Annotated in this window: 20 protein-coding genes and 3 tRNA genes; 11 read left to right on the forward strand and 12 right to left on the reverse strand. The window is 35.7% G+C overall.

All coding sequences use genetic code 11. The features are described from left to right. Positions 1 to 21: 21 nt before the first annotated feature. Positions 22 to 1305 carry an EF-P 5-aminopentanol modification-associated protein YfmH gene (gene yfmH / locus HMPREF9965_RS12440; protein WP_000189298.1) on the reverse strand — a complete coding sequence of 428 codons (1284 nt, stop codon included), beginning with the start codon at positions 1303 to 1305 and terminating at the stop codon, positions 22 to 24. Beyond that, complete coding sequence (gene yfmF / locus HMPREF9965_RS12445) at positions 1302 to 2552, reverse strand: EF-P 5-aminopentanol modification-associated protein YfmF (protein ID WP_000424606.1); 1251 nt, start codon at positions 2550 to 2552, stop codon at positions 1302 to 1304. Before yfmF ends, yfmH begins: the two co-directional genes overlap by 4 nt. 160 nt (positions 2553 to 2712) lie before the next feature. On the opposite strand from yfmF, the gene yaaA reads away from it, so the two are divergent. Further along, positions 2713 to 3081, forward strand: a complete 369-nt coding sequence (gene yaaA, locus HMPREF9965_RS12450) for a S4 domain-containing protein YaaA (RefSeq protein ID WP_000455884.1) — start codon at positions 2713 to 2715, stop codon at positions 3079 to 3081. Positions 3082 to 3083: 2 nt separating this feature from the next. Beyond that, positions 3084 to 4181 carry a DNA replication/repair protein RecF gene (gene recF, locus HMPREF9965_RS12455; RefSeq protein WP_000266683.1) on the forward strand — a complete coding sequence of 366 codons (1098 nt, stop codon included), beginning with the start codon at positions 3084 to 3086 and terminating at the stop codon, positions 4179 to 4181. A gap of 53 nt (positions 4182 to 4234) precedes the next feature. On the opposite strand, the gene guaB is transcribed toward recF, so the two are convergent. Further along, the gene (guaB, locus tag HMPREF9965_RS12460; RefSeq protein WP_000073411.1) at positions 4235 to 5713 is read right to left on the reverse strand and encodes an IMP dehydrogenase; all 1479 of its coding nucleotides are present in this window, start codon (positions 5711 to 5713) and stop codon (positions 4235 to 4237) included. Between the two features lie 162 nt (positions 5714 to 5875). Further along, positions 5876 to 6901 carry a tryptophan--tRNA ligase gene (gene trpS, locus HMPREF9965_RS12465; RefSeq protein ID WP_000165454.1) on the reverse strand — a complete coding sequence of 342 codons (1026 nt, stop codon included), beginning with the start codon at positions 6899 to 6901 and terminating at the stop codon, positions 5876 to 5878. 195 nt (positions 6902 to 7096) lie between these two features. Here trpS and HMPREF9965_RS12470 point away from each other — a divergent pair, with 195 nt between their 5' ends. Together HMPREF9965_RS12470 and HMPREF9965_RS12475 are read left to right on the forward strand one after the other, a co-directional pair. Continuing rightward, complete coding sequence (locus HMPREF9965_RS12470) at positions 7097 to 8719, forward strand: ATP-binding cassette domain-containing protein (protein ID WP_000958774.1); 1623 nt, start codon at positions 7097 to 7099, stop codon at positions 8717 to 8719. A gap of 62 nt (positions 8720 to 8781) precedes the next feature. Continuing rightward, positions 8782 to 11325: a YfhO family protein gene (locus tag HMPREF9965_RS12475; protein WP_000834506.1), complete on the forward strand. Its 2544-nt coding sequence runs from the start codon at positions 8782 to 8784 to the stop codon at positions 11323 to 11325. Between the two features lie 30 nt (positions 11326 to 11355). On the opposite strand, the gene HMPREF9965_RS12480 is transcribed toward HMPREF9965_RS12475, so the two are convergent. Next, the gene (locus HMPREF9965_RS12480; RefSeq protein WP_000472060.1) at positions 11356 to 13998 is read right to left on the reverse strand and encodes a YhgE/Pip domain-containing protein; all 2643 of its coding nucleotides are present in this window, start codon (positions 13996 to 13998) and stop codon (positions 11356 to 11358) included. A gap of 128 nt (positions 13999 to 14126) precedes the next feature. On the opposite strand from HMPREF9965_RS12480, the gene HMPREF9965_RS12485 reads away from it, so the two are divergent. Next, positions 14127 to 14669, forward strand: a complete 543-nt coding sequence (locus tag HMPREF9965_RS12485) for a TetR/AcrR family transcriptional regulator (RefSeq protein ID WP_000665073.1) — start codon at positions 14127 to 14129, stop codon at positions 14667 to 14669. A 39-nt stretch (positions 14670 to 14708) separates the two neighbouring features. Here the strand turns inward: HMPREF9965_RS12485 and HMPREF9965_RS12490 are convergent. From HMPREF9965_RS12490 to rlmH, 7 genes are all read right to left on the reverse strand, one after another. Then, positions 14709 to 14782: transfer RNA gene (locus tag HMPREF9965_RS12490), tRNA-Asn, on the reverse strand. A 5-nt stretch (positions 14783 to 14787) separates the two neighbouring features. Continuing rightward, positions 14788 to 14859 (reverse strand) — tRNA-Glu (locus HMPREF9965_RS12495). 51 nt (positions 14860 to 14910) lie between these two features. Further along, on the reverse strand, positions 14911 to 15663 hold the full coding sequence (gene comE / locus HMPREF9965_RS12500; RefSeq protein WP_000866080.1) for a competence system response regulator transcription factor ComE: 753 nt from the start codon (positions 15661 to 15663) through the stop codon (positions 14911 to 14913). Next, positions 15660 to 16979, reverse strand: coding sequence for a competence system sensor histidine kinase ComD (comD, locus tag HMPREF9965_RS12505; RefSeq protein WP_001048120.1), 1320 nt, complete (start codon positions 16977 to 16979; stop codon positions 15660 to 15662). The genes comE and comD overlap by 4 nt, the downstream gene beginning before the upstream one ends. Positions 16980 to 17000: 21 nt before the next feature. Continuing rightward, entirely contained in the window at positions 17001 to 17126 is a 126-nt protein-coding gene (comC, locus tag HMPREF9965_RS12510) for a competence-stimulating peptide ComC (RefSeq protein ID WP_000799681.1), read from the reverse strand. A 166-nt stretch (positions 17127 to 17292) separates the two neighbouring features. Continuing rightward, positions 17293 to 17366: transfer RNA gene (locus HMPREF9965_RS12515), tRNA-Arg, on the reverse strand. Positions 17367 to 17409: 43 nt separating this feature from the next. Then, the gene (gene rlmH, locus HMPREF9965_RS12520) at positions 17410 to 17889 is read right to left on the reverse strand and encodes a 23S rRNA (pseudouridine(1915)-N(3))-methyltransferase RlmH (protein ID WP_000694222.1); all 480 of its coding nucleotides are present in this window, start codon (positions 17887 to 17889) and stop codon (positions 17410 to 17412) included. Between the two features lie 183 nt (positions 17890 to 18072). Between rlmH and HMPREF9965_RS12525 the strand changes: the two genes are divergently transcribed. The 6 genes from HMPREF9965_RS12525 (at position 18073) to ychF (ending at position 24420) form a co-directional block, all read left to right on the forward strand. Then, positions 18073 to 19263 carry a S1C family serine protease gene (locus HMPREF9965_RS12525; RefSeq protein ID WP_000681809.1) on the forward strand — a complete coding sequence of 397 codons (1191 nt, stop codon included), beginning with the start codon at positions 18073 to 18075 and terminating at the stop codon, positions 19261 to 19263. Positions 19264 to 19320: 57 nt separating this feature from the next. Then, positions 19321 to 20079 (forward strand): ParB/RepB/Spo0J family partition protein, encoded by a 759-nt coding sequence (locus HMPREF9965_RS12530; RefSeq protein ID WP_000410366.1) that lies wholly within the window; start codon positions 19321 to 19323, stop codon positions 20077 to 20079. A gap of 224 nt (positions 20080 to 20303) precedes the next feature. Continuing rightward, entirely contained in the window at positions 20304 to 21665 is a 1362-nt protein-coding gene (gene dnaA, locus HMPREF9965_RS12535; protein WP_004244340.1) for a chromosomal replication initiator protein DnaA, read from the forward strand. Between the two features lie 159 nt (positions 21666 to 21824). Then, positions 21825 to 22961, forward strand: a complete 1137-nt coding sequence (gene dnaN / locus HMPREF9965_RS12540) for a DNA polymerase III subunit beta (protein WP_000581150.1) — start codon at positions 21825 to 21827, stop codon at positions 22959 to 22961. Between the two features lie 64 nt (positions 22962 to 23025). Next, on the forward strand, positions 23026 to 23220 hold the full coding sequence (locus tag HMPREF9965_RS12545) for a DUF951 domain-containing protein (protein ID WP_000285189.1): 195 nt from the start codon (positions 23026 to 23028) through the stop codon (positions 23218 to 23220). Between the two features lie 84 nt (positions 23221 to 23304). Beyond that, on the forward strand, positions 23305 to 24420 hold the full coding sequence (gene ychF, locus HMPREF9965_RS12550) for a redox-regulated ATPase YchF (RefSeq protein ID WP_001218724.1): 1116 nt from the start codon (positions 23305 to 23307) through the stop codon (positions 24418 to 24420). Positions 24421 to 24452: the final 32 nt, after the last annotated feature.

A 24452-nucleotide genomic window follows, 5' to 3' on the forward strand; every position in this document is an offset into this window, starting at 1 on the left:
TTTCTAGGGTTACTTAATCTTTTAAGCTGGAAAGATTGTAAAATCAACTAGATCACCATCATCTATCAAACGATGACCTGCTTCAAGAACATCGTCTAAAGTAATTTCTTGTAAAATTTTTGGTAAATCCAAAATAGTTTCTCCTCTGTCGACTGGTTCATACTGTGTTGCAATAAACTCCAAGGAGTTCATACTACTGAAAAATTCCCCAAACATCTCACTCTTGACAAGATCAAGATGTTCCTCTGTAAGATCTGAATCTTTCGTAAAGTTGCGAATAGCCTTTCGAAATTGATGCGACAAAGAAACAGGTTCTTTCGTTTCCATCGTCAACATCACAAAATGAAAGCGACTGTTGACTTCTACCTCTAAGGACAGCGAGGCATCCAACTTCCCTGTCTCATATAACTTTTGAAATCGCTCAGAAGTCCAACCAAACATCATCGTAAACAATAATTTTAGCAAAACATTATAACGGTAGCAATCTTCTTCTGCCACCTCACCTGCTCCCCTAATTCCAACAGCAAGTTTTGGTGAAGAGACTTCCATCCGAAGGCTATCTGTTTCTTTGACAGCTTGTAAAGTAAGCTTCTCCTTCCTTACTACCATTTCTTCCACGTTTCTAAGTTTCTTTTGTGAAAAATACTTCTCAACCGTATCTACATCAAAATTGCCAACTAAAAACAAAGACATATTGACATGTTTGTAAAAGGCTGTAAAGTTATCTTTTAAGTCATTTAGCTGAATATTGTTAATTGATTTTTCACTTCCAACAATATCTGCCGCCAGAGGAGTATTGGGATAAAGATTTGCTAATGTTGCAAAAAACAGACGCGAATCTGGATCATCTTGGTACATCTCACGTTCTTGTTGAATGATTTCCCGCTCTCGCTCAACTGACTCTTCTGTAAAATGAGCAACTGTTACCAATTCCTCAAGCAAATCCAAATTTTCTGATAAATGATCTATTGTTGAAAACAAATAGCTCGTCTTTGTAAAACTTGTAAAAGCATTGCTATCAGCTCCCAAGCGTGTAAAAGACTCCATAATATCTTCAGCATTTTCTCTCTCAAATAATTTATGTTCAAGAAAATGTGCAATTCCATCTGGATAACACTGTAAACCTTTTTCAGATAGTGTAAAGCTTGTGTCTACTGATCCAAATTGAACTGTTACAACTCCGTAAACTTCATTAAATTGTTTCTTAGGAAGGAGAGAAACTGTCAATCCATTTGATAGACGAGTCTGATAAACCGTCTCCTTTACAGCAGGATAGTATTTTTCTTCAAAGGTAACTGGTGTCATTCTATTCCTTCCATAAAGTATATCGCTTGTAACCGAACACTATTTGCTGCTTTGCAGATAGCTTCTTTATCAACTTTATTTAATTTTTCAATCCAATTGTCAAAATCTGATGTAGATTTCCCTAACAAACTTTTCAAGTAAACTCGCTCGATTAGTGAGCTCTGACTATCTTGCGCAAGCAACAAGGTTCTGCGAATCATCTCCTTAGTCTGTTCAATCTCCAAATCTGTAAAATTACCTTTTTTTAGTTCAAGTAATTGATGATTCATCAACTTCCTAGCTTGATTGCGATTTCCCCGATCAATGCCAGCATACATCCTCAATTGACCACTAAATAAATCCAATTGACTGGAGATAGTGTAAGCTAGACCAGCATTTTCCCGAACATTTGTAAAAAGCTTAGAGTGAGCAAAACCACCTAATAGACCATTCATTACTACCATGGCCAAATGATGCTTGTCTCCATAGCTCGTAGAACAATGGTAAGCCAATTCCAAAACAGATTGGCCCACATTCTTACGAACCATTCCTTCCCGAAGGACATTTGAATATGGTTGTTTGTACTGAGGCTTGACATCGATTTGACGCCCAGTAAAGGAGAATGACCTCAACCACTCCTTCACTTCTACTTCATTAAAATCACCCAAGAAAAAGAAATCAATTCGATCATTTTTCAGAGCATCTTGAAAGCAAGTGTAGCTACTTTCCGGAGACTCATTTGAAATGCGATTTCGTAAATCACTGTATCTCAATTGAAGACGCTCATCACGGAAGAACAAGCTATCCAACTCCTTATGAGCAAAATAAAATGAATCATCCATATCAGTAGCCAAACTGGCCAATAACTGTTTTCTTTCAATTTCAAATAAGGCTGGCTCAAAAGCACCATCTTGAGCTAAGGGGGCAAATAAAGTCTGTCTCACCAGTTTAAAAATTTGAGAAGTCAAGACATTTTTTTTACTCAAAAACTCGTCCCGCACATAGGTAAATGTTAGGTCAAGAATATGTGCCTGTCCTCTACGATAAGCACTCGTAGAAATATCCGTTCCATATAAACTTGCCAAGTATCTGCGAAAAGCTTGAGATGTTGGGTGAGCTTTATTGGCAGTTTCCAACATACTTGCACTTAACATGCGTCCTGCTATTGTCTCAAGAGATAAGAGAGCAGTAAAACGAATAGTGATTTTATTTATTTTAAACTTTTTGGATTGAATAAAATGTGCTGAAATTCCAGACACCAACTCCATACCTTACCTCCTTACATATAGAGTTCTATTATACCACGAAAATCAAAATTTTTCTTGTTCTCTTTATAGCTTTAAAAAGTAAAACCGTTTTCATTTTAACTGACTTTCCTTCAGCTATTTCAGGGAAAATATGGTATAATACCAAAGATTGAGGTGAATTATGGAATACAAATTATTTGAAGAATTTATTACGCTCCAAGCCCTTCTAAAAGAGCTTGGAATTATACAGAGCGGTGGTGCTATTAAATCCTTTTTAATGGAGCATCAAGTTTACTTTAATGGTGAGTTAGAAAGTAGACGTGGGAAAAAAATCCGTATTGGAGATACGATTGACATTCCTGATATAAAGATTGACATCACCTTGACACAACCAAGTTTAAAAGAACAAGAAGAATACCAAGCGGATAAGATTGAAAAAGAGCGAATTGCTAAACTTGTCAAAGAGATGAATAAAGGTGTCAAGAAAGAAAAACAAAAAACTTCTTCATCACCTAAAGCCAAACAAGCTCCACGTTTTCCAGGAAGATAACTATGTGGCTTCAACATTTAACAATTAAGACCTTTCGAAATTACAAAGAGGCAAAAATTGATTTCAATCCAAAATTAAACGTCTTTTTAGGCCAAAATGCTCAAGGAAAAACCAATATTCTAGAAGCAATCTATTTCTTAGCCTTGACACGTAGTCATCGGACTCGTACAGATAAAAATCTCATTCATTTTGATGACGAGCAACTTCATCTTTCTGGCTTGCTACAGAAAAAAACAGGTTCTATCCCTCTAGAAATTGATTTAACACCAAAAGGGCGTGTGACTAAAGTCAATCACTTAAAACAAGCTCGCCTATCAGACTATATCGGACATATGAATGTTGTTCTCTTCGCACCTGAAGATCTCCAGTTAATTAAAGGAGCGCCATCCGTTCGTCGAAAATTTATAGACATCGAACTGGGACAAATTAAACCAATTTACTTGTCAGACCTGTCAAACTACAACCATATACTCAAGCAGAGAAATACTTACCTAAAATCCAGTCAAAAGATTGATGAAACATTTCTGTCAGTCTTAGATGATCAGTTAGTAGAGTACGGTTGTCGCGTCATAAAGCATCGGATAAAATTCATTAAAGATTTAGAGAAATTTGGTCAAATAAAACACTTAGAAATCTCAAATAAATTAGAAGAGTTGTCAATATCTTATCAATCATCTGTCAACTTCACTGATAAAAAACAGCTAACAAGTTCTTTTAAAATGGCTTTAGAAAAAAGCAGATCAAGAGATTTGTTTAAAAAGAATACTGGTGTCGGCCCTCATCGAGATGACATTGCTTTTTATATCAATGGTATGGATGCTAGTTTTGGAAGCCAAGGTCAACATCGCAGCCTTGTTCTTTCTATCAAACTGGCAGAGATTGAGTTAATGGAAAGTATTACCAACGAGTCTCCAATACTACTGCTTGATGATGTCATGAGTGAACTTGACAACACACGGCAACTAAAATTACTAGAAACCATTTCTCAATCTATCCAAACCTTTATTACAACAACAAGTTTAGATCACTTACAAAACTTGCCAGAAAACCTTAGTATTTTCAATATTCAAAACGGAAAAATATCTGTAAATCAACATTGACAACACTGTAAACAAAAAGAGCTCCTGAAAATCAGGAGTTCTTTTTCTACTTCTTACATAGAGTAGTTTGGTGCTTCATTAGTAATTTGTACATCATGAGGATGGCTTTCTTTCAAACCTGCACCAGACATTTCAATAAATTGGGCGTTGTCGTGCAATTCTTTAAGGTTAGCTGCACCACAGTAACCCATACCAGAGCGAATACCACCAATCATTTGGAAGACAATATCAGCTGCTGCACCTTTATAGGCAACACGACCTTCAATTCCTTCTGGAACAAGTTTGTTTGCTTCATTGACAGAACCTTGGAAGTAACGGTCGCTTGAACCTTTCTTCATTGCAGCGATTGATCCCATACCACGGTAAGTCTTAAACTTACGCCCTTGGAAAATTTCAGTTTCACCTGGTGCTTCATCTGTTCCAGCAAACATTGATCCAAGCATAACTGCATTTCCACCTGCAGCAAGAGCTTTCACAATATCTCCAGAGTACTTGATTCCACCATCAGCAATAATCGTTTTTCCATATTCACGCGCAACTGCTGCCGCATCATAAATTGCTGTCACTTGTGGGACACCTACACCTGCAATCACACGAGTAGTACAGATAGAACCTGGTCCAATCCCGACTTTGACAACATCCACACCCGCATCATAAAGAGCACGCGCACCTTCTGCAGTTGCAATATTACCAGCAATCAAAGTGCGATCTGGGAAGTGAGCACGAATCTCAGCAATTTTACGTAGAACCCCAGCAGAGTGACCATGCGCAGTATCAATAACAATCGCATCCGCTCCTGCTTCAAAGAGAGCCTCTGCACGTTCAAATGTATCTGAAGTGACACCCACCGCACCAGCAACTAGAAGACGACCAAACTCATCTTTAGCCGCATTTGGAAATTCAATCACTTTTTCAATATCTTTAATAGTAATCAAGCCAGAAAGACGACCTTCTTCGTCAACCAAAGGAAGTTTTTCAATACGGTGTTCTTGAAGAATATTTTCAGCTGTTGCAAGATCTGTTCCAACTGGAGCAGTGACAAGATTTTCACTGGTCATATGGTTTGAGATTGGTTGATTGTAATCTGAAATAAAACGAAGATCCCGGTTTGTTAGAATACCAACCAATTTACGATTTTCAAGTGTTTCTACGACTGGAACACCACTGATACGGTAGCGTCCCATCAGTTCGTCTGCTTCAGCAATGGTATGTTCTGGAGTCAAGAAGAATGGATCAATAATAACACCATTTTCAGAACGTTTTACCTTGCGAACTTCGTCTGCTTGTTGCGCAATTGACATATTTTTATGGATTACTCCAAGACCACCTGCACGAGCAATGGCAATGGCCATTTGACTTTCTGTGACCGTGTCCATGGCGGCTGTTATAATTGGGATATTTAAAGTCAGATTATCTGCCAATTTTGTTGTTAAATCTGCATCATTAGGCAACACATGACTTTCTGCTGGAATGAGCAATACATCATCAAAGGTAAAACCTTTTTTTAAAAATTTAGTATCCCAATTAGACATTGAAGTTTCCTCTTTTCTTTCTTTTTGAGCTTGACTCTTTTTGTATTGTATCTATCATACCATTCTACGAAAATTTGTCAATTATATTTATAACAGAAAACATAAAAAAACTATCCCTGTGATTCTATGGAAGAGATAGTTTTACGATTCATATTTTATCTATTATTTAAAATAATTTAGTCCCATTGCTCCCTTAACTTCAGATAGAGTTTGCCCTGCAACCTCACGAGCTTTTTCACTACCTTTTTGAAGCATATTGTACACTTCACCCATATCCTTAGCAAATTCGATACGGCGCTCACGAATAGGATCAAGTTCGCGTTCTAATATTTCAAGTAGATAACGTTTCGTCTTCACATCACCAAGACCACCACGTTGATAATGTTCTTTCATATCTGCAATTTCTTGAGCATCTTCTGGACGACCAAACACATCTAGATAATGGAAAACCATATTTCCTTCAATCTTACCTGGATCCTCAACCCGAATATGATCCGGGTCTGTATACATACTCATGACTTTTTTACGCAAAGTATCAGCATCATCAGCTAGATAAATACCATTATTAAGGGATTTAGACATTTTAGCATTTCCATCTAGACCAGGCAAACGTCCTGCTCTCTCATTTTCTGGATAAATACCTTCTGGTTCCACCAAGACATCACAGTTATATGCGTTGTTAAAAGAACGAACAATCTCACGAGTTTGCTCAATCATTGGTTTCTGATCTGTTCCAACAGGAACATAATTGGCCTTGAAGGCAGTAATATCTGCTGCTTGCGCAATCGGATATACCAAAAATCCTGTCGGAATACTTTCTCCAAACCCTTTTTGAGCAATCTCTGTTTTTACTGTCGGATTACGTTCCAAACGAGCTAGTGACACCAAATTCATATAGTACATAGATAGTTCAGCCAACTCTGGAATCTGGCTTTGAATAAAGATAGTTGATTTACTTGGATCTAATCCAACTGCTAAGTAATCTAAGGCAACATTCCCAATCGATTCTACAATCGTTTGAGGGTCTTTGGCGTGATCTGTCAAGGCTTGTTGGTCCGCTAAAAAAACAAACATGTCATACTTGTCTTCTTCCTGCAGTAATACTCTATTTTTTAGACTCCCAACATAATGTCCAATATGCAGTTTTCCTGTTGGGCGATCTCCTGTTAAAATAATGGGTTTCGTCATTTTTTTCTCCTTCGAAATGGTCTCTTCAATTATAGCATTTTTTTGTTAAAATAACAGAAAATTATTTAAATCAAACGACTAACTCATTGTAAATAAAATTGTAAACTTAATTGACACAAAATTGACAGATAAAAATTTGAATATTTCTCTCTTTTCTAGTAGAATAAATGTATTACATATTATAGGAGAAAAACATTGCTTACAGTATCTGATGTTTCACTACGTTTTAGTGATCGCAAACTTTTTGATGATGTCAACATCAAATTTACAGAAGGAAATACATACGGATTAATTGGTGCTAATGGTGCTGGTAAGTCTACATTCTTAAAAATTCTAGCTGGTGATATCGAACCTACAACTGGCCACATCTCTCTTGGTCCAGATGAACGTCTCTCTGTTCTCCGTCAAAATCATTTTGACTATGAAGATGAACGAGCAATTGATGTCGTTATCATGGGAAATGAAAAACTTTATAGCATCATGAAAGAAAAAGATGCTATTTACATGAAGGAAGATTTCTCAGACGAGGACGGTGTTCGTGCGGCTGAACTTGAAGGTGAATTTGCCGAACTTGGAGGTTGGGAGGCAGAGAGCGAAGCATCTCAACTACTTCAAAATCTTAATATTCCAGAAGAATTGCACTATCAAAACATGAGCGAATTGGCCAATGGTGAAAAAGTGAAGGTTCTCCTTGCTAAAGCCTTATTTGGTAAACCTGATGTTCTTCTTTTGGACGAGCCGACCAACGGTCTTGATATCCAGTCTATTACTTGGTTAGAAGATTTCTTGATTGACTTTGATAACACTGTTATCGTTGTATCCCATGACCGCCACTTCTTAAACAAAGTATGTACTCACATGGCCGACCTTGACTTTGGAAAAATCAAACTCTATGTCGGAAACTATGACTTCTGGAAGGAATCTTCTGAGCTTGCTGCTAAATTGCTAGCAGACCGTAATGCCAAGGCAGAAGAAAAAATTAAGCAATTGCAAGAATTCGTTGCTCGATTCTCTGCTAACGCTTCTAAGTCAAGACAGGCAACGTCTCGTAAAAAAATGCTTGACAAGATTGAACTAGAAGAGATTGTGCCATCTAGTCGTAAATATCCATTTATCAACTTTAAAGCAGAACGTGAGATTGGTAATGATCTCTTGACAGTAGAAAATCTAACTGTAAAGATCGATGGTGAAACTATCTTGGACAATATTAGTTTCATCTTGCGTCCAGGTGATAAGACAGCTCTGATTGGACAAAATGACATCCAAACGACTGCATTAATTCGTGCAATTATGGGTGACATCGACTATGAAGGAACCGTCAAGTGGGGAGTTACTACTAGCCGTTCTTACTTGCCAAAAGACAACTCGGCTGATTTTGCAGGAGGAGAGTCAATCCTTGACTGGTTGCGTCAATTTGCAAGTAAAGAAGAAGATGACAATACCTTCCTACGTGGTTTCCTTGGTCGTATGCTCTTTTCTGGAGATGAGGTTAATAAACCTGTAAACGTCTTATCAGGGGGAGAAAAAGTGCGTGTCATGCTTTCAAAACTCATGCTCTTGAAATCAAATGTCCTTGTACTCGATGATCCAACAAATCACTTGGACTTGGAATCTATCTCAAGCTTGAACGATGGATTGAAAAACTTTAAAGAATCAATCATCTTTGCTAGTCATGATCACGAGTTCATTCAAACTTTAGCAAACCATATTATTGTTTTGTCTAAGAATGGCGTCATTGATCGTATCGATGAAACTTATGATGAATTCCTAGAAAATGCAGAAGTACAAGCAAAAGTTAAAGAACTTTGGAAAGACTAAAATAAGACTTCAAAACTCAGTTGGGGTAACCAACTGAGTTTTCTATCATTCTACGAGGTAACATGAAATCATTTTTTAAAACATATTGGACCTATTTTGTTTCTTTCATCATTCCTTTAGTAATTATGACTGGAGTATACCTAACTCAAGGTATCTACTGGAATAGCAATACATCTCCACTATTAGGAGACGGTTTCCATCAATACGTTATTTTTGATGTAGCTTTACGAAATATTTTACATGGAAATGGTAGTTTATTTTACACCTTTACAAGTGGCCTCGGACTAAATTTCTATGCTCTATCTAGTTATTACTTGGGTAGTTTTCTCTCACCCCTAGTTTACTTTTTTAATCTGTCGAATATGCCAGATGCTGTTTATCTGACAACTCTTTTAAAATTTGGATTGATTGGTCTGTCAACCTACTTTAGTTTAAATAAATTATTTCAATCTATCCCTCAGCCTTTAAAACTGACCTTATCAACTTCCTACGCTTTAATGAGCTTCACTGTCAGTCAGTTAGAGATAAAAACCTGGCTAGATGTTTTTATCTTGATTCCTTTTATTATAACTGGTTTACACCTACTTATAACACAAAACAAGCGCCTACTATACTTTACAAGCTTGTCAATCTTGTTTATCCAAAATTATTATTTTGGATATATGACGGCATTGTTCCTAATTTTCTGGTATCTCTGCCAAATTTCTTGGGACTTTAAAACTCGAAAATCATCTTTTCTTGATTTTGTTGTTACCTCCTTTTTAGCAGGAATGGCTAGTTTGATTATGACTCTTCCTACACTGTTTGATTTACAAACTCATGGGGAGAAGTTAACTGCCATCACAAAATTAAAAACAGATAGTAGCTGGTATCTGGATATTTTCGCAAAACAATTCATTGGATCTTTTGATACAACTAAGTATGGAGCTATACCAATGATTTTTGTTGGATTGCTTCCCTTTATTTTAACTATTCTATTTTTCACAATAAAATCCATAAGGTTTCACGTGAAACTTACCTATGCAATTTTCTTTACTTTTTTAATAACAAGCTTTTACATAGAGGCACTTGATCTATTTTGGCAAGGGATGCATACCCCAAATATGTTTTTGCATCGCTATGCTTGGATCTTTTCTACTCTGTTAATTTATACTGCAGCAGAAGTCTTAAATCGCCTAAAAGAACTGAAACTCTGGAATCTATTTGTCTCACTTTTTCTTGTACTGACAGGATTTTTGGCTACTGTATACTTTAAATCACACTATTCTTTTTTAACTGATTTGAATATCCTACTCACTCTTGAATTTCTACTAGTTTATGCTCTTTTACTTCTTGCAGTCATTAGAAAATTTATCTCTATAAATCTATTTGCAATTCTTTTGTCTTTATTTATAACAGTTGAGATAAGCTTAAATGCTTCATCTCAAATGGAAGGAATAGCTAAAGAATGGGCCTTTGCTTCTCGTAGCGCCTATAATAGAGATATCACCGCTATGGAATCCATTCTAAACCAAATTGACAATCCATTTACACGTACTGAAAAACTGCAAATTCAGACTGGGAATGACAGTATGAAATTTAACTACAATGGAATCTCTCAATTTTCGTCTGTACGAAATCGTTCAGCTAGCACTAGTTTGGATAAACTGGGATTCAAATCCTCTGGAACCAACCTCAATCTCCGTTATGCAAATAATAGTCTTTTAGCAGATAGTTTATTTGGAATCCAGTACAATATTTCTGAAAATTCACTTGATAAGTATGGCTTTCAAGAGATTTATCAAAAGGATCATTTAACCTTATATAAAAATCAACTCTCTTTACCCATTGTCTTTGCTACTCAATCTATTTACACAGATGTAAACTTTAATAATCATACTCTGGATAATCAGGCTTTATTTATAAACCAGCTTGCTAATCTCAACTTAGATTACTTCTCCCAAATAGCATCTGATAAAACAGATACTTCAGATGGTTTAACGAGCATCACAGGTTCTGCGAATGAAGATGCAAAGATTGATTATCAAATTGAGGTTCCTCAAAATAGCCAAGTCTATCTCTCTTTTTCAAATCTTCATTTTACAAATGATAAGCAAAAGAAAGTTGACATCCTTGTCAATGGTGAAAAAAAGACTTTTACAACTGACAATGCCTTTAATTTCTTTAATTTGGGTTATACTGAAGAACAGAAAGCTTTCAATATCAGTGTTAGTTTCCCTGAAAATTCTCAGGTGTCATTTGAATCTCCAACCTTCTATCGTTTAAATACTCAGGCTCTTACTGAGGCAATTCAAAAAATTAAAGAACAACCTGTAGAAGTATCCACCTTTAAAAATAAAGTCTTTGCTACATATGAAGTAAAACAAGATACCTCTATTTTCTTCACTATTCCTTATGACAAAGGTTGGTCTGCATACCAAGATGGGAAAAAACTTGAAATCAAGCAGGCTCAAACTGGTTTTATGAAAGTTGATGTTCCAAAGGGAAAAGGCACCATTACACTTTCCTTTATCCCCAATGGTTTTGTTATTGGAGCAGCCTGCTCACTAACTGCCCTTCTTCTTTTTGGGATCTATAATCACATACGAAATTTATCTAAGACATAAAAAGATTGACCAAGGAATTGGTCAATCTTTTTAATCTTCTTCTATTTTCTTAGGTTGATAAGCTAGCATACCTAAAGCAGTAAAGAAAACTAGTATTATAATAAGGAAAATGACTTGTTGATGAATATTTCCTGTCATAGAAATTGTTTGTCGTAATCCAGAAACCGAATAACTCATTGGTAACCAAGGATTAATAGCTCTAAAGAAATTATTTGTCAAAGCAAGTGGATAGGTACCTGCACTTGATGCTAACTGTAATAAAAGCAAAATAAGAGAAAAGAAAGCTCCTATACGGCTATTCCATGTTGTTAATGCAGTTACCATAGACATAAATGTTAAGCTTGCGATAATAATTAAGAACAAGGTTCTCATTTCATGATTTGCTGTTAGACCAATAAGATGAACGCCACCATAGACTAAGACAGCGGCTAAAACAGCTATAACTCCATTTATCTCAAAGCGAGATTTGAACCAAGCCCAGCGAGTTTCAGGATGACGACCTGAAGGTAATTTAGCAAAAATCATATTTGTTGATAATGCAGCGACAAAGAGAGCGACTGATATCATATAAGGAGCCATAGCAATCCCATTTACAGGAACTTGATCATTGTCTATTTTTGAAAGATTGAGTGGATTTGACAAAATCTCTGCATTTTTAGATTCTGTTGATGCTGATTTGAGTTGATCACTAGCATTACCTAGTCCTTGTCCTAAAGAAGCAACTCCTGCCTGTAAATCTTCCAATCCAGAAGTTAACTTTGTTCCACCTTCTGCAAGTTTCCCAGATCCATCTGCCAATTTATTAGCTCCATTCTCTAATTGAGAAGCACCTGAAAGTAACTGACTGGATTTGTCTGCTAATTGACCAGATCCTGATTGTAATTTATCAACTCCTGCCATTAATTCTTGACTCTTTTGATTCAATTGGTTAGAGCCAGTTGATAATTTTTCAATACCAGATACTAATTCTGGAGTTTTTTCAACTAATTGACCAACTCCTGCTGTCAAGCTAGAAGATTTTTGTGTCAAGGTGTTTGAGCCTGAAACTAGTTGATCCAAACTACCTGTCAAGGTGGAATTCTTTTCACTTAGTTGACTTGCGCCCTGAGAAACTTTATCAACACCTGCAGTATATGCATTTACACCTGATGCAATCGACTGACTAGCAGGAACTAATTTACTCGTCACTGCTCCCTGTATTTCTGTTAATCCACTTGACAATCCTGTCAAAGAAGTAGAAGCAATAGGTAATACTTGATTAGCTTGATTTTTTAACGTCGAAAGATTTGAAGATTGATTTTGTAAGTTTTCTAAACTTCCCTGTAAACCTTGTACTAAAGCTATAATTGACTGAGCCGATTGAATACTATCAGTCGAATTTTGAGATACAGAAGCACTTATTTCAGCTTGTTGCTCACTTGTCAAGGATTGATAAGCTGCTGTCGATTGAATATTTGCTAATGTAGCTGCTTTATCAGACTGAGCACTTGCTAACATTTGATTAGAAAGAGATACTATACTTGATAAAACAGAATCTAATTGTTTTGTATCTCCAACATCAATATTTTGAATAGCTTGATTTAACTGATTCAGACCAGAAGATAATTGATTAATTTGATCTTTTTTCCCAGACGAAGCATCTAACTTGCTAGAAAGTTGTTGAATCCCTTCACTTAATTGCTCCACCCCCATTCGAAGTGTAGCTGATTGATTAGATAACTGATTAGCACCTGTTGCAAGACTTCCCACTCCATTAGTGTAGGCACTAACACCAGATGAAAATTGATTAAGACCAGCATTAAGCTGAGAAACACCGCCAGTATAGGATTCTACACCAGTATATAACTGATTGATTCCTCTTACTAATTCAGGACTTTTAGAAGATAATTGACCTAATCCCCTATCTAATTGACTCACTGCACCAGTATATGTAACTAAACCACTATTAAAATTCCCTAAGCCAAGATGAAGTTGTTCAACACCAGAGACATAAGAGGATAATCCTTTAGTAAACTGCTCCGTTCCATTTGAAAATGTTAAACTTGAATCTGCTAAAGAGTGTAGGTTAGTAGTCAATGTTTGGCTTCCTGTCACTAACTGATTCGCTCCATCAGTTAATTTTTCACTACCAGAAGCCGCTTGACTCATACCATCCTTTAATTCGACCATCTTATCAAATAAAGCTTTAGTATAGGTCTCGGTTACATTGGTAGAAACATTCTGCTTCAATTGTGTCATCGCAGAATCACTCATCTTGCTTGCAATAAAGCTATGCCCACTTGAAGTCTGATAATCAATCTGCATCTGTTCAGGATGATTTGTTAGGATAGAAGCAGCTTTTTCAGACAAGTCACTTGGTAAAGTCACTACCATGTAGTAATCACCATCTTCTAGCCCTTTTTCCCCTTCCTCTTCATTAACAAAATGAAAATCTAAAGCCTTATTTTCTTTTAAATTAGACACCATGTCTTCACCTATTGTCATTGTCTGTCCATTATAAGAAGCTTCCTTATCTTTATTGACAACTGCTACAGGTAACTCTGACAATTGACCATATGGATCCCACATGGATGATAAAAATATGATGTTGTATAATGCTGGAATGAGAGAAATCCCTATCATTACAATGATAAAGGTCGGTTTTTTAAATATTGCTTTCCATTCTTTAAACATGTTTCCTCCTTTTTTACACATATTGTCTAAAATTTTGATATAATAGATTATACATCAAAAAATCCAAATTACAAGGTAAAAAATACTTTTTTAGACATATTGTCTATTTTTGTATACAAGGAGGAATTATGAAAGAAAGTAACAAACGTTTAAAAACAAAACGAATTATCGAAAATGCCATGGTTCAATTATTGATGGACCAACCCTTTGATCAAATTTCTACTGTCAAGTTAGCAGAAAAAGCCGGAATCAGTCGTTCCAGCTTTTACACTCACTACAAGGATAAGTATGATATGATTGAGCATTACCAAAGTAAGCTCTTTCATACCTTTGAGTATATTTTCCAAAAACATGCTCATCATAAAAGAGATGCTATTTTAGAAGTATTTGAATATTTAGAGTCTGAGCCACTCTTGGCTGCACTCTTATCTGAAAATGGTACAAAAGAAATCCAAAATTTCTTGAGAAATAAACTGCATATTATACTTAGCACTGACCTTCAGAAACGCTTTATGAAACTACAACTCAATCCAATTGAATTAGAATACAGCAGCATTTATCTAACAAATGCCCTATTTGGTGTTTGCCAGACGTGGATTGCCCACGGAAAAAAAGAAAGCCCGCAAGAAATGACAGACTTCCTTATGAAAATGTTAGGTGATGCAAACTAAGAATAAAAAAGAACACCGAGTGGTGTTCTTTTTATCTGACTCCGCCAGTAGGACTCGAACCTACGACATCATGATTAACAGTCATGCGCTACTACCAACTGAGCTATGGCGGATAAAATAGTCCGTACGGGATTCGAACCCGTGTTACCGCCGTGAAAAGGCGGTGTCTTAACCCCTTGACCAACGGACCATCTATCTGTAGCAGATATAACCATTATATCAATTTCTTACTGATTGTCAATCACTTTTTAGATTTTTTCTCTAGAATATCTTTTAGTTTACGAACTTTCAAACGAGTGATGGGGCAGCGATGATCTTCATAAAAGACAACTTCTAGATTCTTTCGATCAATTTCTCTAACATTTCCAATATTGATTAGGAAAGATTTATGAGGAGAATAAAATCGCTGGGTATGTTTGTCCTTTTCCTGAATATCCGTCATTGTTCCATAGAACTCTTTGGCAAAATTCTTACCAATAATTCGCAGTTTATGAGAAACACCTGTTGTTTCGATATACAAAATATCATGGTAAGGGATTTTCAAATCATTTCCCTTATAGTTGTAATCAAAATAGTCTACAACATCTTCGTTTTCAAGCAGCATGCTCTTAGTGTAAAAAATACTCTGCTCGATACGTTTTTTGAACAATTCATCATTGATGTCTTTGTCTACAAAATCTAGAGCTGATACCTGGTATTTATAAGTTAAAGTAGCAAATTCAGATCGACTGGTAATAAAGACAATAATAGCATAAGGATTGTGATGGCGGATAAACTGAGCTACTTCAAAGCCCTTTTTCTCAATTCCATGAATATCGATATCTAGGAAATAGAGCTGGTTTACTTCATCGTTTTCAATATATTCCTTAAACTCACGAACTTTTCCTGTTGTCTTGTAAGAAATAGGAATATTTGATTCCTCCGAGATTTCATTCAATATTCTCTCAAGTCTCACTTGATGCTCAATAACATCTTCTAAAATTAGTACTTTCATTCAAATTCCCTCTTAAATCTAATAATTTGTCTAAATGTGTTGTCTTCCATCTCTGTTTCCAAAATAATGTTGTCATACTTATCTAAAATCTCTTTGACATTATTAAGCCCTAGACCTCTATTTCTTCCCTTGGTAGAGAAACCTAAGGCAAATAAGTCTTCTGAAGGCGTCATAGTGATTTTACATGAATTCTGGATGACTATAACTGTTTCAAAATCCATTTTAATGACTGCAACTTCAATTTGTTTCAAGTAACTATCTGCGGCACCTTCAACAGCATTGTTTAATAAAATACTCATGATACGAACAAGATCAAGTAAATCTATTGACAGTCTAGTAATGATATCCTTTACTTCCAATGTAAACTCTACATCATTTTTTCGTGCATAGACAATCGATTGAGCAATTAAACTTCGTAAAGCAGAATCTTCTATATTATTTAAATCAAAGTAAGTATATTTTTCTGACCTCAATTTCTGATTTGCTTTTACTAGGACTTCATTGTAAACCCTGTTAATTTCTTGTAAATCTCCACTGTCAATCGCCATTTGCATGCTGACAAGCATCCCTGCATAGTCATGACGAAAACCTCGAATTTCATTATATAACTCCACAATTTCGTCAGTATAAGTCTGTAAATGTTTTTGTTCAAATTTCTTTTGTTTTAGAGCAATCTCTTTTTCAATTTGAACCTTGTAAGAGTTCATTGCAAAGAAGGTTAAAAGGAGCCCAACAAAAACTACGGATGATAAAATACTTCCAAAACTATTTAAATGAGAAATAGTACTCACGATATCTGAAATAAAAGAGACGATATGCAGGAAGATAAATACATATAGCACTTTTTTCAAAAAAGAATAGAGATATTCTTTGTCAAAATATTTAAACTCCAAATGGAAATAAGATATGACAATTTTAATAACCAAATAGGTTAAAATAAGTACAAATATAATAAAATAATTATTATATTCTAATGCAATATCATCTCCTGTTATAGATGATAAAGTTACCGATATAAAGTTATTACTACTATGATATAAGAGAGAAAATAATAGGCTTATAAAAACTCCCTTAGACTTATCATACTTCTGAAATCCAACAAAGTAACCGAATATGAGTAAAGGAAATAAAAATTTAGACAAACCGTAACCATCTAAGGCTAGCAAATACATTATTTCTTCTAATATTAATTGTAGTAAAAATACATAAAGACTATAAATATATTTTTCTTTTTTAGTTGCATTACAAGTCCATTCATAAATTTTACTAATGATAAAAACATAAAAAAAAGCTATTACTAATCCAAATAAATTCATTACTTTTTACCTTTATTTTAGTTATTTTCTTTTTGGAAAAATAAGATTACGTATTAATTCTGGAATTCTCCATTCCCCACCCCAAATCTCCTGCAATTCTGTTTCTGTTACTTCTTTAAATTGTTCCAACTTTACTGTATTTTTCATAATGAAATCTCCTGTATTGTTTTTCTTGTAAGTTATCTTACAAATCTATTATACAAAATGAAGATCACTTAAGAAAAATTTCTTCTCAACTGTACTTTTTTACACCTGAAATGCACCTTTTGAAGAAAAAAGCTGGGAAATAATCCCAGCTTTTTCTTTAATGTACTGATCCCAGCAGGATTCGAACCTGCGACCGTTCGCTTAGAAGGCGAATGCTCTATCCAGCTGAGCTATGAGACCTAACATGACCATTCTATCAAAAAACAAGAAGTAAGTCAATCTTCTATTTATGATAAGGGGATCCCTGCTGAATGGTAAAAGCACGATAAATTTGTTCAACAAGAACTAATCTCATTAACTGATGTGGCAAGGTCAAACGTCCAAAACTAACAGAAAGATTCGCTCGATACTTCACAGCAGGGGATAGTCCCAGACTTCCACCAATAATAAATGTAAGGGTAGAAAATCCCTTTATAGAAGCCTGTTCCAGTTGTTTACTGAATTCTTCTGAGGAGAAAATTTTTCCTTCAATTGCTAACACAACTACAAAATCTCTTTCTCCAATTTTAGAAAGAATTCGATTTCCCTCTATTTCTAATATTTTGTGATTTTCTGACTCACTTGCCTTATCTGGAGTTTTTTCATCGGCTAATTCAATAATTTCTACAGTAGCAAAACGAGAAATTCGTTTAGTATATTCAGCAATGCCATCTTTAAGATATTTTTCCTTCAGTTTTCCAACTGTTACGATTTTTATTTTCATTCTTCTATTCTAACATATTCACACTTCATTTCACATCTTATTCACAAAGAATCATCTAGAAAAACTAGCAAATTCACAGAAAAAAGCGAGTTATCCACAACTTGTGTAAAACTTCTACCTTTAAGCTTGAATTAAGTTAATAGATTTATACTTTAATCAAATAAAAAACAAACGGAGGCGTTTATGAAACACTTACAAAAATTTTACAAAAAAGGAGTTACCTTTCTTATCATCATTCTGATAGGATTTTTGAGTGGTGCCCTAGGAAGTTTTGTGACACTGCAACTTTATCAAAAACAAGTAAGTCAAGCCACAAATAACACTACAAACACTGTTACTCAGACTTCCTACAAAAATGAAAATGCAACAACTCAGGCCGTTAATAAGGTAAAAGATGCCGTTGTGTCGGTCATCACTTATTCAGCAAATCGGCAAAATAGTGTTTTTGGAAATGACGAGACAGATACGGATACCGACTCTCAACAGGTAGCAAGTGAAGGTTCTGGTGTTATTTACAAAAAGAATGGGAAAGATGCCTACCTTGTGACAAATACCCACGTTATTAAAGGAGCTTCAAAAGTTGATATCCGTTTAGCAGACGGTACAAAAGTTCCTGGTGAAATTGTCGGTTCTGATACGTTCTCTGATATTGCTGTCGTAAAAATTTCTTCAGAAAAAGTCACAACCGTAGCAGAATTTGGAGATTCTAGCAAGCTTAATGTCGGAGAAACTGCAATCGCAATTGGTAGTCCTCTGGGCTCAGAATATGCCAATACAGTTACCCAAGGAATCATTTCAAGTCTCAATCGAAATGTCTCTCTAAAATCTCAAGATGGTCAAGCGATTTCTACAAAAGCTATTCAGACAGATACGGCTATTAACCCTGGTAACTCTGGTGGTCCACTGGTAAATATTCAAGGACAAGTCATCGGTATTACATCAAGTAAAATTGCAAGTAATGGTGGAACCTCTGTCGAAGGTCTTGGTTTTGCAATCCCATCAAATGATGCTCAAAATATTATTAAACAGCTTGAAAGTGATGGTAAAGTGACTCGCCCTGCTCTTGGAATTCAAATGGTTAATTTAGCTAATATCGGAGCTAGTGATCTTAGAAAACTCAATATTCCAAGTAGCGTAACTTCTGGTGTAGTGGTAAAATCTGTTCAAAGTAATATGCCTGCATCTGGTCACCTTGAAAAATACGACGTTATTACCAAAGTTGACGACAAGGAGATTTCTTCGTCAACAGATTTACAGAGTGCTCTTTACAACCATTCTATCGGAGACACCATTAAAATCACCTACTATCGGAATGGGAAAGAGGAGACTACAACTGTTAAACTAGATAAAAGTACAAGTGATTTAGAATCTTAATTGACATCAGTGTAAAGAAAACTTTACATATAATAAAAGATATGTTAGTGTAGAATCATGGAAAAATTTGAAATGATTTCTATCTCGGAAATACAAAAAAATCCCTATCAACCTCGAAAAGAATTTAATGCAGATAAACTAAGGGAATTGGCTGAGTCAATCAAAGAAAATGGGGTCATCCAACCCATCATCGTTCGTCAATCTCCTGTAATTGGTTATGAAATCCTTGCAGGAGAGAGACGATATCGGGCTTCTCTCTTGGCTGGTCTGACTTCTATTCCAGCCGTTGTGAAACACCTCTCAGATCAGGAAATGATGATTCAGTCTATCATTGAGAATTTACAGAGAGAAAACTTGAATCCGGTTGAAGAGGCACGCGCCTACGAATCTTTGGTAGAAAAAGGATTTACTCACACTGAGATAGCGGATAAAATGGGAAAATCTCGTCCTTATATCACTAATTTTATTCGTTTGCTTTCCCTACCAGAGCATATCTTATCTGAAGTAGAAAATGGAAAAATTTCTCAAGCTCATGCACGTTCACTAGTTGGTTTGAATAAAGAGCAGCAAGACTATTTTTTTCAACTAATCAAAAATGAAGACATCTCTGTGAGAAAGTTAGAAACACTGCTGACAGAGAAAAAACAAAAGAAGCAGAAAAAAAGTGATTCTTTCATCAAAGATGAGGAAGATAAATTAAAAAAACGACTTGGGTTAAATGTAGAAATTAAACTTTCTAAAAAAGATACTGGAAAGGTTATTATTTCTTTTTCAAGCCAAGAAGAATATGACAGAATTATCAACAGCCTGAAATAAGGCTGTTCTTTTATTTTTTTCAACCCACAAATTTATCCACTATTTTTTATAGCAAAAAACCAAAGAATTCAAGGGAATTCCTTACTTATCCCCAACCTGTGGATAAAAAGTGTAAACATTGTGGATTCTTTTCCACAGATTGTGGAAAAATGCTAGCATCTATGGTAAAATAAATCTAACAGTAAACCTTTTCACATCAAATATAGCAAAGGAGGGGATAATTGGTGAAAGAAAAACAATTTTGGAATCAAATCTTAGAATTGGCTCAAGAAAGATTGACACGTTCTATGTACGATTTCTATGCCACACCTGCTGAACTCATAAAAGTGGAGGGAAATGTAGCTACTATCTTTTTACCTAGACCTGAAATGGAAATGGTTTGGAAAAAACAGCTCAAGGATATCATTGTAGCTGCTGGTTTTGAAGTTTACGATACTGAAATAAAAACTCAATTTGTCTTAACAAAACCTGAGGAAGAATCTTCAACCTATGTCATGGATTCTGAAAATAGCAATCATTATGTTGCTTCACAGGCCAATCTTGCTATTCCATATTCTGAAACAGGATTGAAGGAAAAATATACCTTTGATAACTTTATTCAAGGAGATGGGAATATCTGGGCTAAGTCTGCTGCTCTGGCTGTTTCCGAAGATCTCGCCTTGACTTATAATCCCCTTTTCATTTATGGTGGTCCTGGACTAGGGAAAACCCACTTACTGAATGCTATCGGAAATGAAATTCTAAAAAATATTCCTGAAGCTCGGGTTAAGTATATTCCTGCTGAAAGTTTTATCAATGATTTTCTTGAACACCTGAGGCTCGGGGAAATGGAAAAATTTAAAAAAACTTACCGTAGCCTTGATCTCTTACTGATTGATGATATCCAATCTCTCAGCGGTAAAAAAGTTGCAACTCAAGAAGAATTTTTCAATACCTTCAATGCTCTTCATAGCAATCAAAAACAAATCGTTCTGACTAGTGACCGAAGTCCTAAACATTTAGAGGGCCTTGAGGAAAGGCTTGTCACGCGCTTTAGCTGGGGATTGACTCAAAATATCACCCCTCCTGACTTTGAGACACGTATCGCCATTCTTCAAAGTAAAACGGAACATTTAAACTACCATTTCCAGAGTGATACCCTAGAATATCTGGCTGGTCAATTCGATTCAAATGTTCGAGAACTTGAAGGAGCAATCAACGATATCACTTTAATTGCCAGAGTAAAGAAGATTAAAGACATCACTATTGATATCGCTGCTGAAGCTATCAGAGCTCGCAAACAAGATGTTAGCCAACTGCTAGTCATTCCAATTGACAAAATCCAAACTGAAGTTGGTAATTTTTATGGAGTGAGTGTCAAAGAAATGAAAGGGACGAGACGAGTTCAGAATATCGTTTTGGCGCGTCAAGTAGCCATGTATCTAGCTAGAGAACTGACAGATAATAGTCTTCCAAAAATTGGAAAAGAATTTGGCGGAAAGGATCACACCACCGTTATTCATGCCCATGCTAAAATAAAATCCTTGATTGATGAAGACGATAATTTACGCTTAGAAATCGAAGCAATCAAAAAGAAAATTAAATAGTTTGTGGATAACTTTTCCTTTTCTATCTTTTTTATCCACATTTTTTAAACAAGCTAAAAAGCTTGAAGTCACTAAATAGAAATCAGTTTTCCACAGAATTCACACACTCTATTATTTCTATTATCCTTCTAATACTAAAAAATAAATAAAGGAGAATCCATGATTCATTTTTCAATCAATAAAAATTTATTTCTACAAGCCTTAAATACCACAAAAAGAGCAATTAGCTCAAAAAATGCTATTCCAATTTTATCAACAATTAAAATTGATGTTACAAATGAAGGAATTACTTTAATTGGATCAAATGGTCAAATCTCCATTGAAAATTTCATTTCTCAAAAGAATAAAGATGCTGGTCTTTTGATTACTTCCTTAGGTTCGGTTCTTCTTGAAGCCTCTTTCTTTATCAATGTTGTATCCAGTCTTCCAGACGTAACACTTGATTTCAAAGAGATTGAACAAAAACAAATTGTCTTAACAAGTGGCAAATCAGAAATTACCCTAAAAGGAAAAGATAGCGAACAATATCCACGTATTCAAGAAATTTCAGCAAGCACTCCTTTGGTTCTTGAAACCAAACTACTCAAGAAAATTATCAATGAAACAGCTTTTGCTGCAAGTACGCAAGAAAGTCGTCCAATCTTAACAGGTGTCCACTTCGTATTGAGCCAACACAAGGAACTAAAAACAGTTGCGACAGACTCTCATCGCCTTAGCCAGAAAAAATTGACTCTTGAAAAAAATGGTGATGATTTCGATGTGGTCATTCCTAGCCGTTCTCTACGCGAATTTTCAGCGGTATTTACAGATGATATCGAAACTGTGGAGATTTTCTTTGCCAATAATCAAATCCTCTTTAGAAGCGAAAATATTAGCTTCTACACTCGTCTCCTAGAAGGAAACTATCCTGATACAGATCGTTTGATTCCAACCGACTTTAATACGACAGTAACTTTTGATGTTGTTAATTTGCGTCAATCTATGGAACGTGCACGTCTCTTATCAAGTGCGACTCAAAATGGTACTGTGAAGCTTGAAATTAAAGGTGGTGTTGTTAGCGCCCATGTTCATTCTCCTGAAGTTGGTAAAGTAAACGAAGAAATCGATACTGAGCAGGTAACTGGGGATGATTTGACTATTAGTTTCAACCCGACTTACTTGATTGATTCCCTCAAGGCTTTAAATAGCGAAAAAGTGACTATTAGCTTTATCTCAGCTGTTCGTCCATTCACTCTTGTTCCAGCAGATACTGATGAAGACTTCATGCAGCTCATCACACCAGTCCGTACAAATTAACTTAAAGAGGTTGAGCCTAGCTCGCCTCTTTTATGATATAATCGAAAAAGAAAAGGAGAGTAGTATGTATCAAGTTGGAAATTTTGTTGAAATGAAAAAACCACATGCTTGTACCATTAAATCAACTGGTAAAAAAGCCAATCGTTGGGAAATTACACGTGTTGGAGCAGATATCAAAATCAAATGTAGCAATTGCGAACATCTTGTTATGATGAGTCGCCATGATTTTGAACGAAAAATGAATAAGATTATTGACTAAGAACCCTTAGTTAGAGAGTTAGCAAGTTTTCCCTTTTTGTGTTATAATGTTAGGGATTGAAATGAGAACGGAGAATGAGAAAATATGGCTTTAACAGCAGGTATCGTTGGTTTGCCAAACGTTGGTAAATCAACCCTTTTTAATGCAATTACAAAAGCAGGAGCAGAGGCCGCAAACTACCCATTTGCGACTATTGATCCAAACGTTGGGATGGTGGAAGTTCCAGATGAACGCCTACAAAAACTAACGGAAATGATTACACCTAAAAAGACAGTTCCAACAACATTTGAATTTACAGATATTGCAGGGATTGTAAAAGGAGCATCAAAAGGAGAAGGTCTAGGTAATAAATTCTTGGCCAATATCCGTGAAGTAGACGCGATTGTTCACGTAGTTCGTGCTTTTGAGGATGAAAATGTTATGCGCGAGCAAGGACGTGAAGACGCCTTTGTGGATCCACTTGCAGATATTGATACCATTAACCTAGAGTTGATTCTTGCTGACTTAGAATCAGTTAATAAACGCTATGCGCGTGTAGAAAAGATGGCACGCACACAAAAAGATAAGGAATCTGTGGCAGAATTCAACGTCCTTCAAAAGATTAAGCCTGTTCTTGAGGATGGAAAATCAGCACGTACCATTGAATTCACAGATGAAGAACAAAAGGTTGTCAAAGGTCTCTTCCTTTTGACGACTAAACCAGTTCTTTATGTTGCCAATGTGGACGAGGATGTGGTTGGAGACCCAGAATCTATTGATTATGTTAAACAAATTCGTGAATTCGCAGCGACAGAGAATGCTGAAGTAGTAGTTATTTCCGCGCGTGCTGAGGAAGAAATTTCTGAGTTAGACGATGAAGACAAGCAAGAGTTTCTTGAAGCACTTGGCTTGACAGAATCAGGCGTTGACAAGTTGACTCGTGCAGCTTACCACTTGCTTGGACTGGGAACTTACTTCACAGCTGGTGAAAAAGAAGTTCGCGCTTGGACCTTTAAGCGTGGCATGAAAGCTCCTCAAGCAGCTGGTATTATCCACTCAGACTTTGAAAAAGGCTTTATTCGTGCAGTAACCATGTCATATGAGGATCTAGTGAAATACGGATCTGAAAAAGCTGTAAAAGAAGCTGGACGCTTGCGTGAAGAAGGAAAAGAATATATCGTTCAAGATGGCGATATCATGGAATTCCGCTTTAATGTCTAATAACATTTAACAAATAGTGTCAATTAGGTTGG

This window comes from Streptococcus mitis bv. 2 str. SK95 (assembly GCF_000222705.1).
GTDB lineage: Bacteria > Bacillota > Bacilli > Lactobacillales > Streptococcaceae > Streptococcus > Streptococcus mitis_AY.

Coding starts and splice junctions, on each gene's coding strand:
- ychF (WP_001218724.1), top strand. CDS start 23,305: ATGGCTTTAACAGCAGGTATCGTTGGTTTGCCAAACGTTGGTAAATCA.
- dnaN (WP_000581150.1), top strand. CDS start 21,825: ATGATTCATTTTTCAATCAATAAAAATTTATTTCTACAAGCCTTAAAT.
- trpS (WP_000165454.1), bottom strand. CDS start 6,901: ATGACGAAACCCATTATTTTAACAGGAGATCGCCCAACAGGAAAACTG.
- comE (WP_000866080.1), bottom strand. CDS start 15,663: ATGAAAGTACTAATTTTAGAAGATGTTATTGAGCATCAAGTGAGACTT.
- recF (WP_000266683.1), top strand. CDS start 3,084: ATGTGGCTTCAACATTTAACAATTAAGACCTTTCGAAATTACAAAGAG.
- HMPREF9965_RS12485 (WP_000665073.1), top strand. CDS start 14,127: ATGAAAGAAAGTAACAAACGTTTAAAAACAAAACGAATTATCGAAAAT.
- HMPREF9965_RS12545 (WP_000285189.1), top strand. CDS start 23,026: ATGTATCAAGTTGGAAATTTTGTTGAAATGAAAAAACCACATGCTTGT.
- yfmH (WP_000189298.1), bottom strand. CDS start 1,305: ATGACACCAGTTACCTTTGAAGAAAAATACTATCCTGCTGTAAAGGAG.
- guaB (WP_000073411.1), bottom strand. CDS start 5,713: ATGTCTAATTGGGATACTAAATTTTTAAAAAAAGGTTTTACCTTTGAT.
- HMPREF9965_RS12480 (WP_000472060.1), bottom strand. CDS start 13,998: ATGTTTAAAGAATGGAAAGCAATATTTAAAAAACCGACCTTTATCATT.
- yfmF (WP_000424606.1), bottom strand. CDS start 2,552: ATGGAGTTGGTGTCTGGAATTTCAGCACATTTTATTCAATCCAAAAAG.
- yaaA (WP_000455884.1), top strand. CDS start 2,713: ATGGAATACAAATTATTTGAAGAATTTATTACGCTCCAAGCCCTTCTA.
- HMPREF9965_RS12525 (WP_000681809.1), top strand. CDS start 18,073: ATGAAACACTTACAAAAATTTTACAAAAAAGGAGTTACCTTTCTTATC.
- comD (WP_001048120.1), bottom strand. CDS start 16,979: ATGAATTTATTTGGATTAGTAATAGCTTTTTTTTATGTTTTTATCATT.
- HMPREF9965_RS12475 (WP_000834506.1), top strand. CDS start 8,782: ATGAAATCATTTTTTAAAACATATTGGACCTATTTTGTTTCTTTCATC.
- comC (WP_000799681.1), bottom strand. CDS start 17,126: ATGAAAAATACAGTAAAGTTGGAACAATTTAAAGAAGTAACAGAAACA.
- rlmH (WP_000694222.1), bottom strand. CDS start 17,889: ATGAAAATAAAAATCGTAACAGTTGGAAAACTGAAGGAAAAATATCTT.
- HMPREF9965_RS12530 (WP_000410366.1), top strand. CDS start 19,321: ATGGAAAAATTTGAAATGATTTCTATCTCGGAAATACAAAAAAATCCC.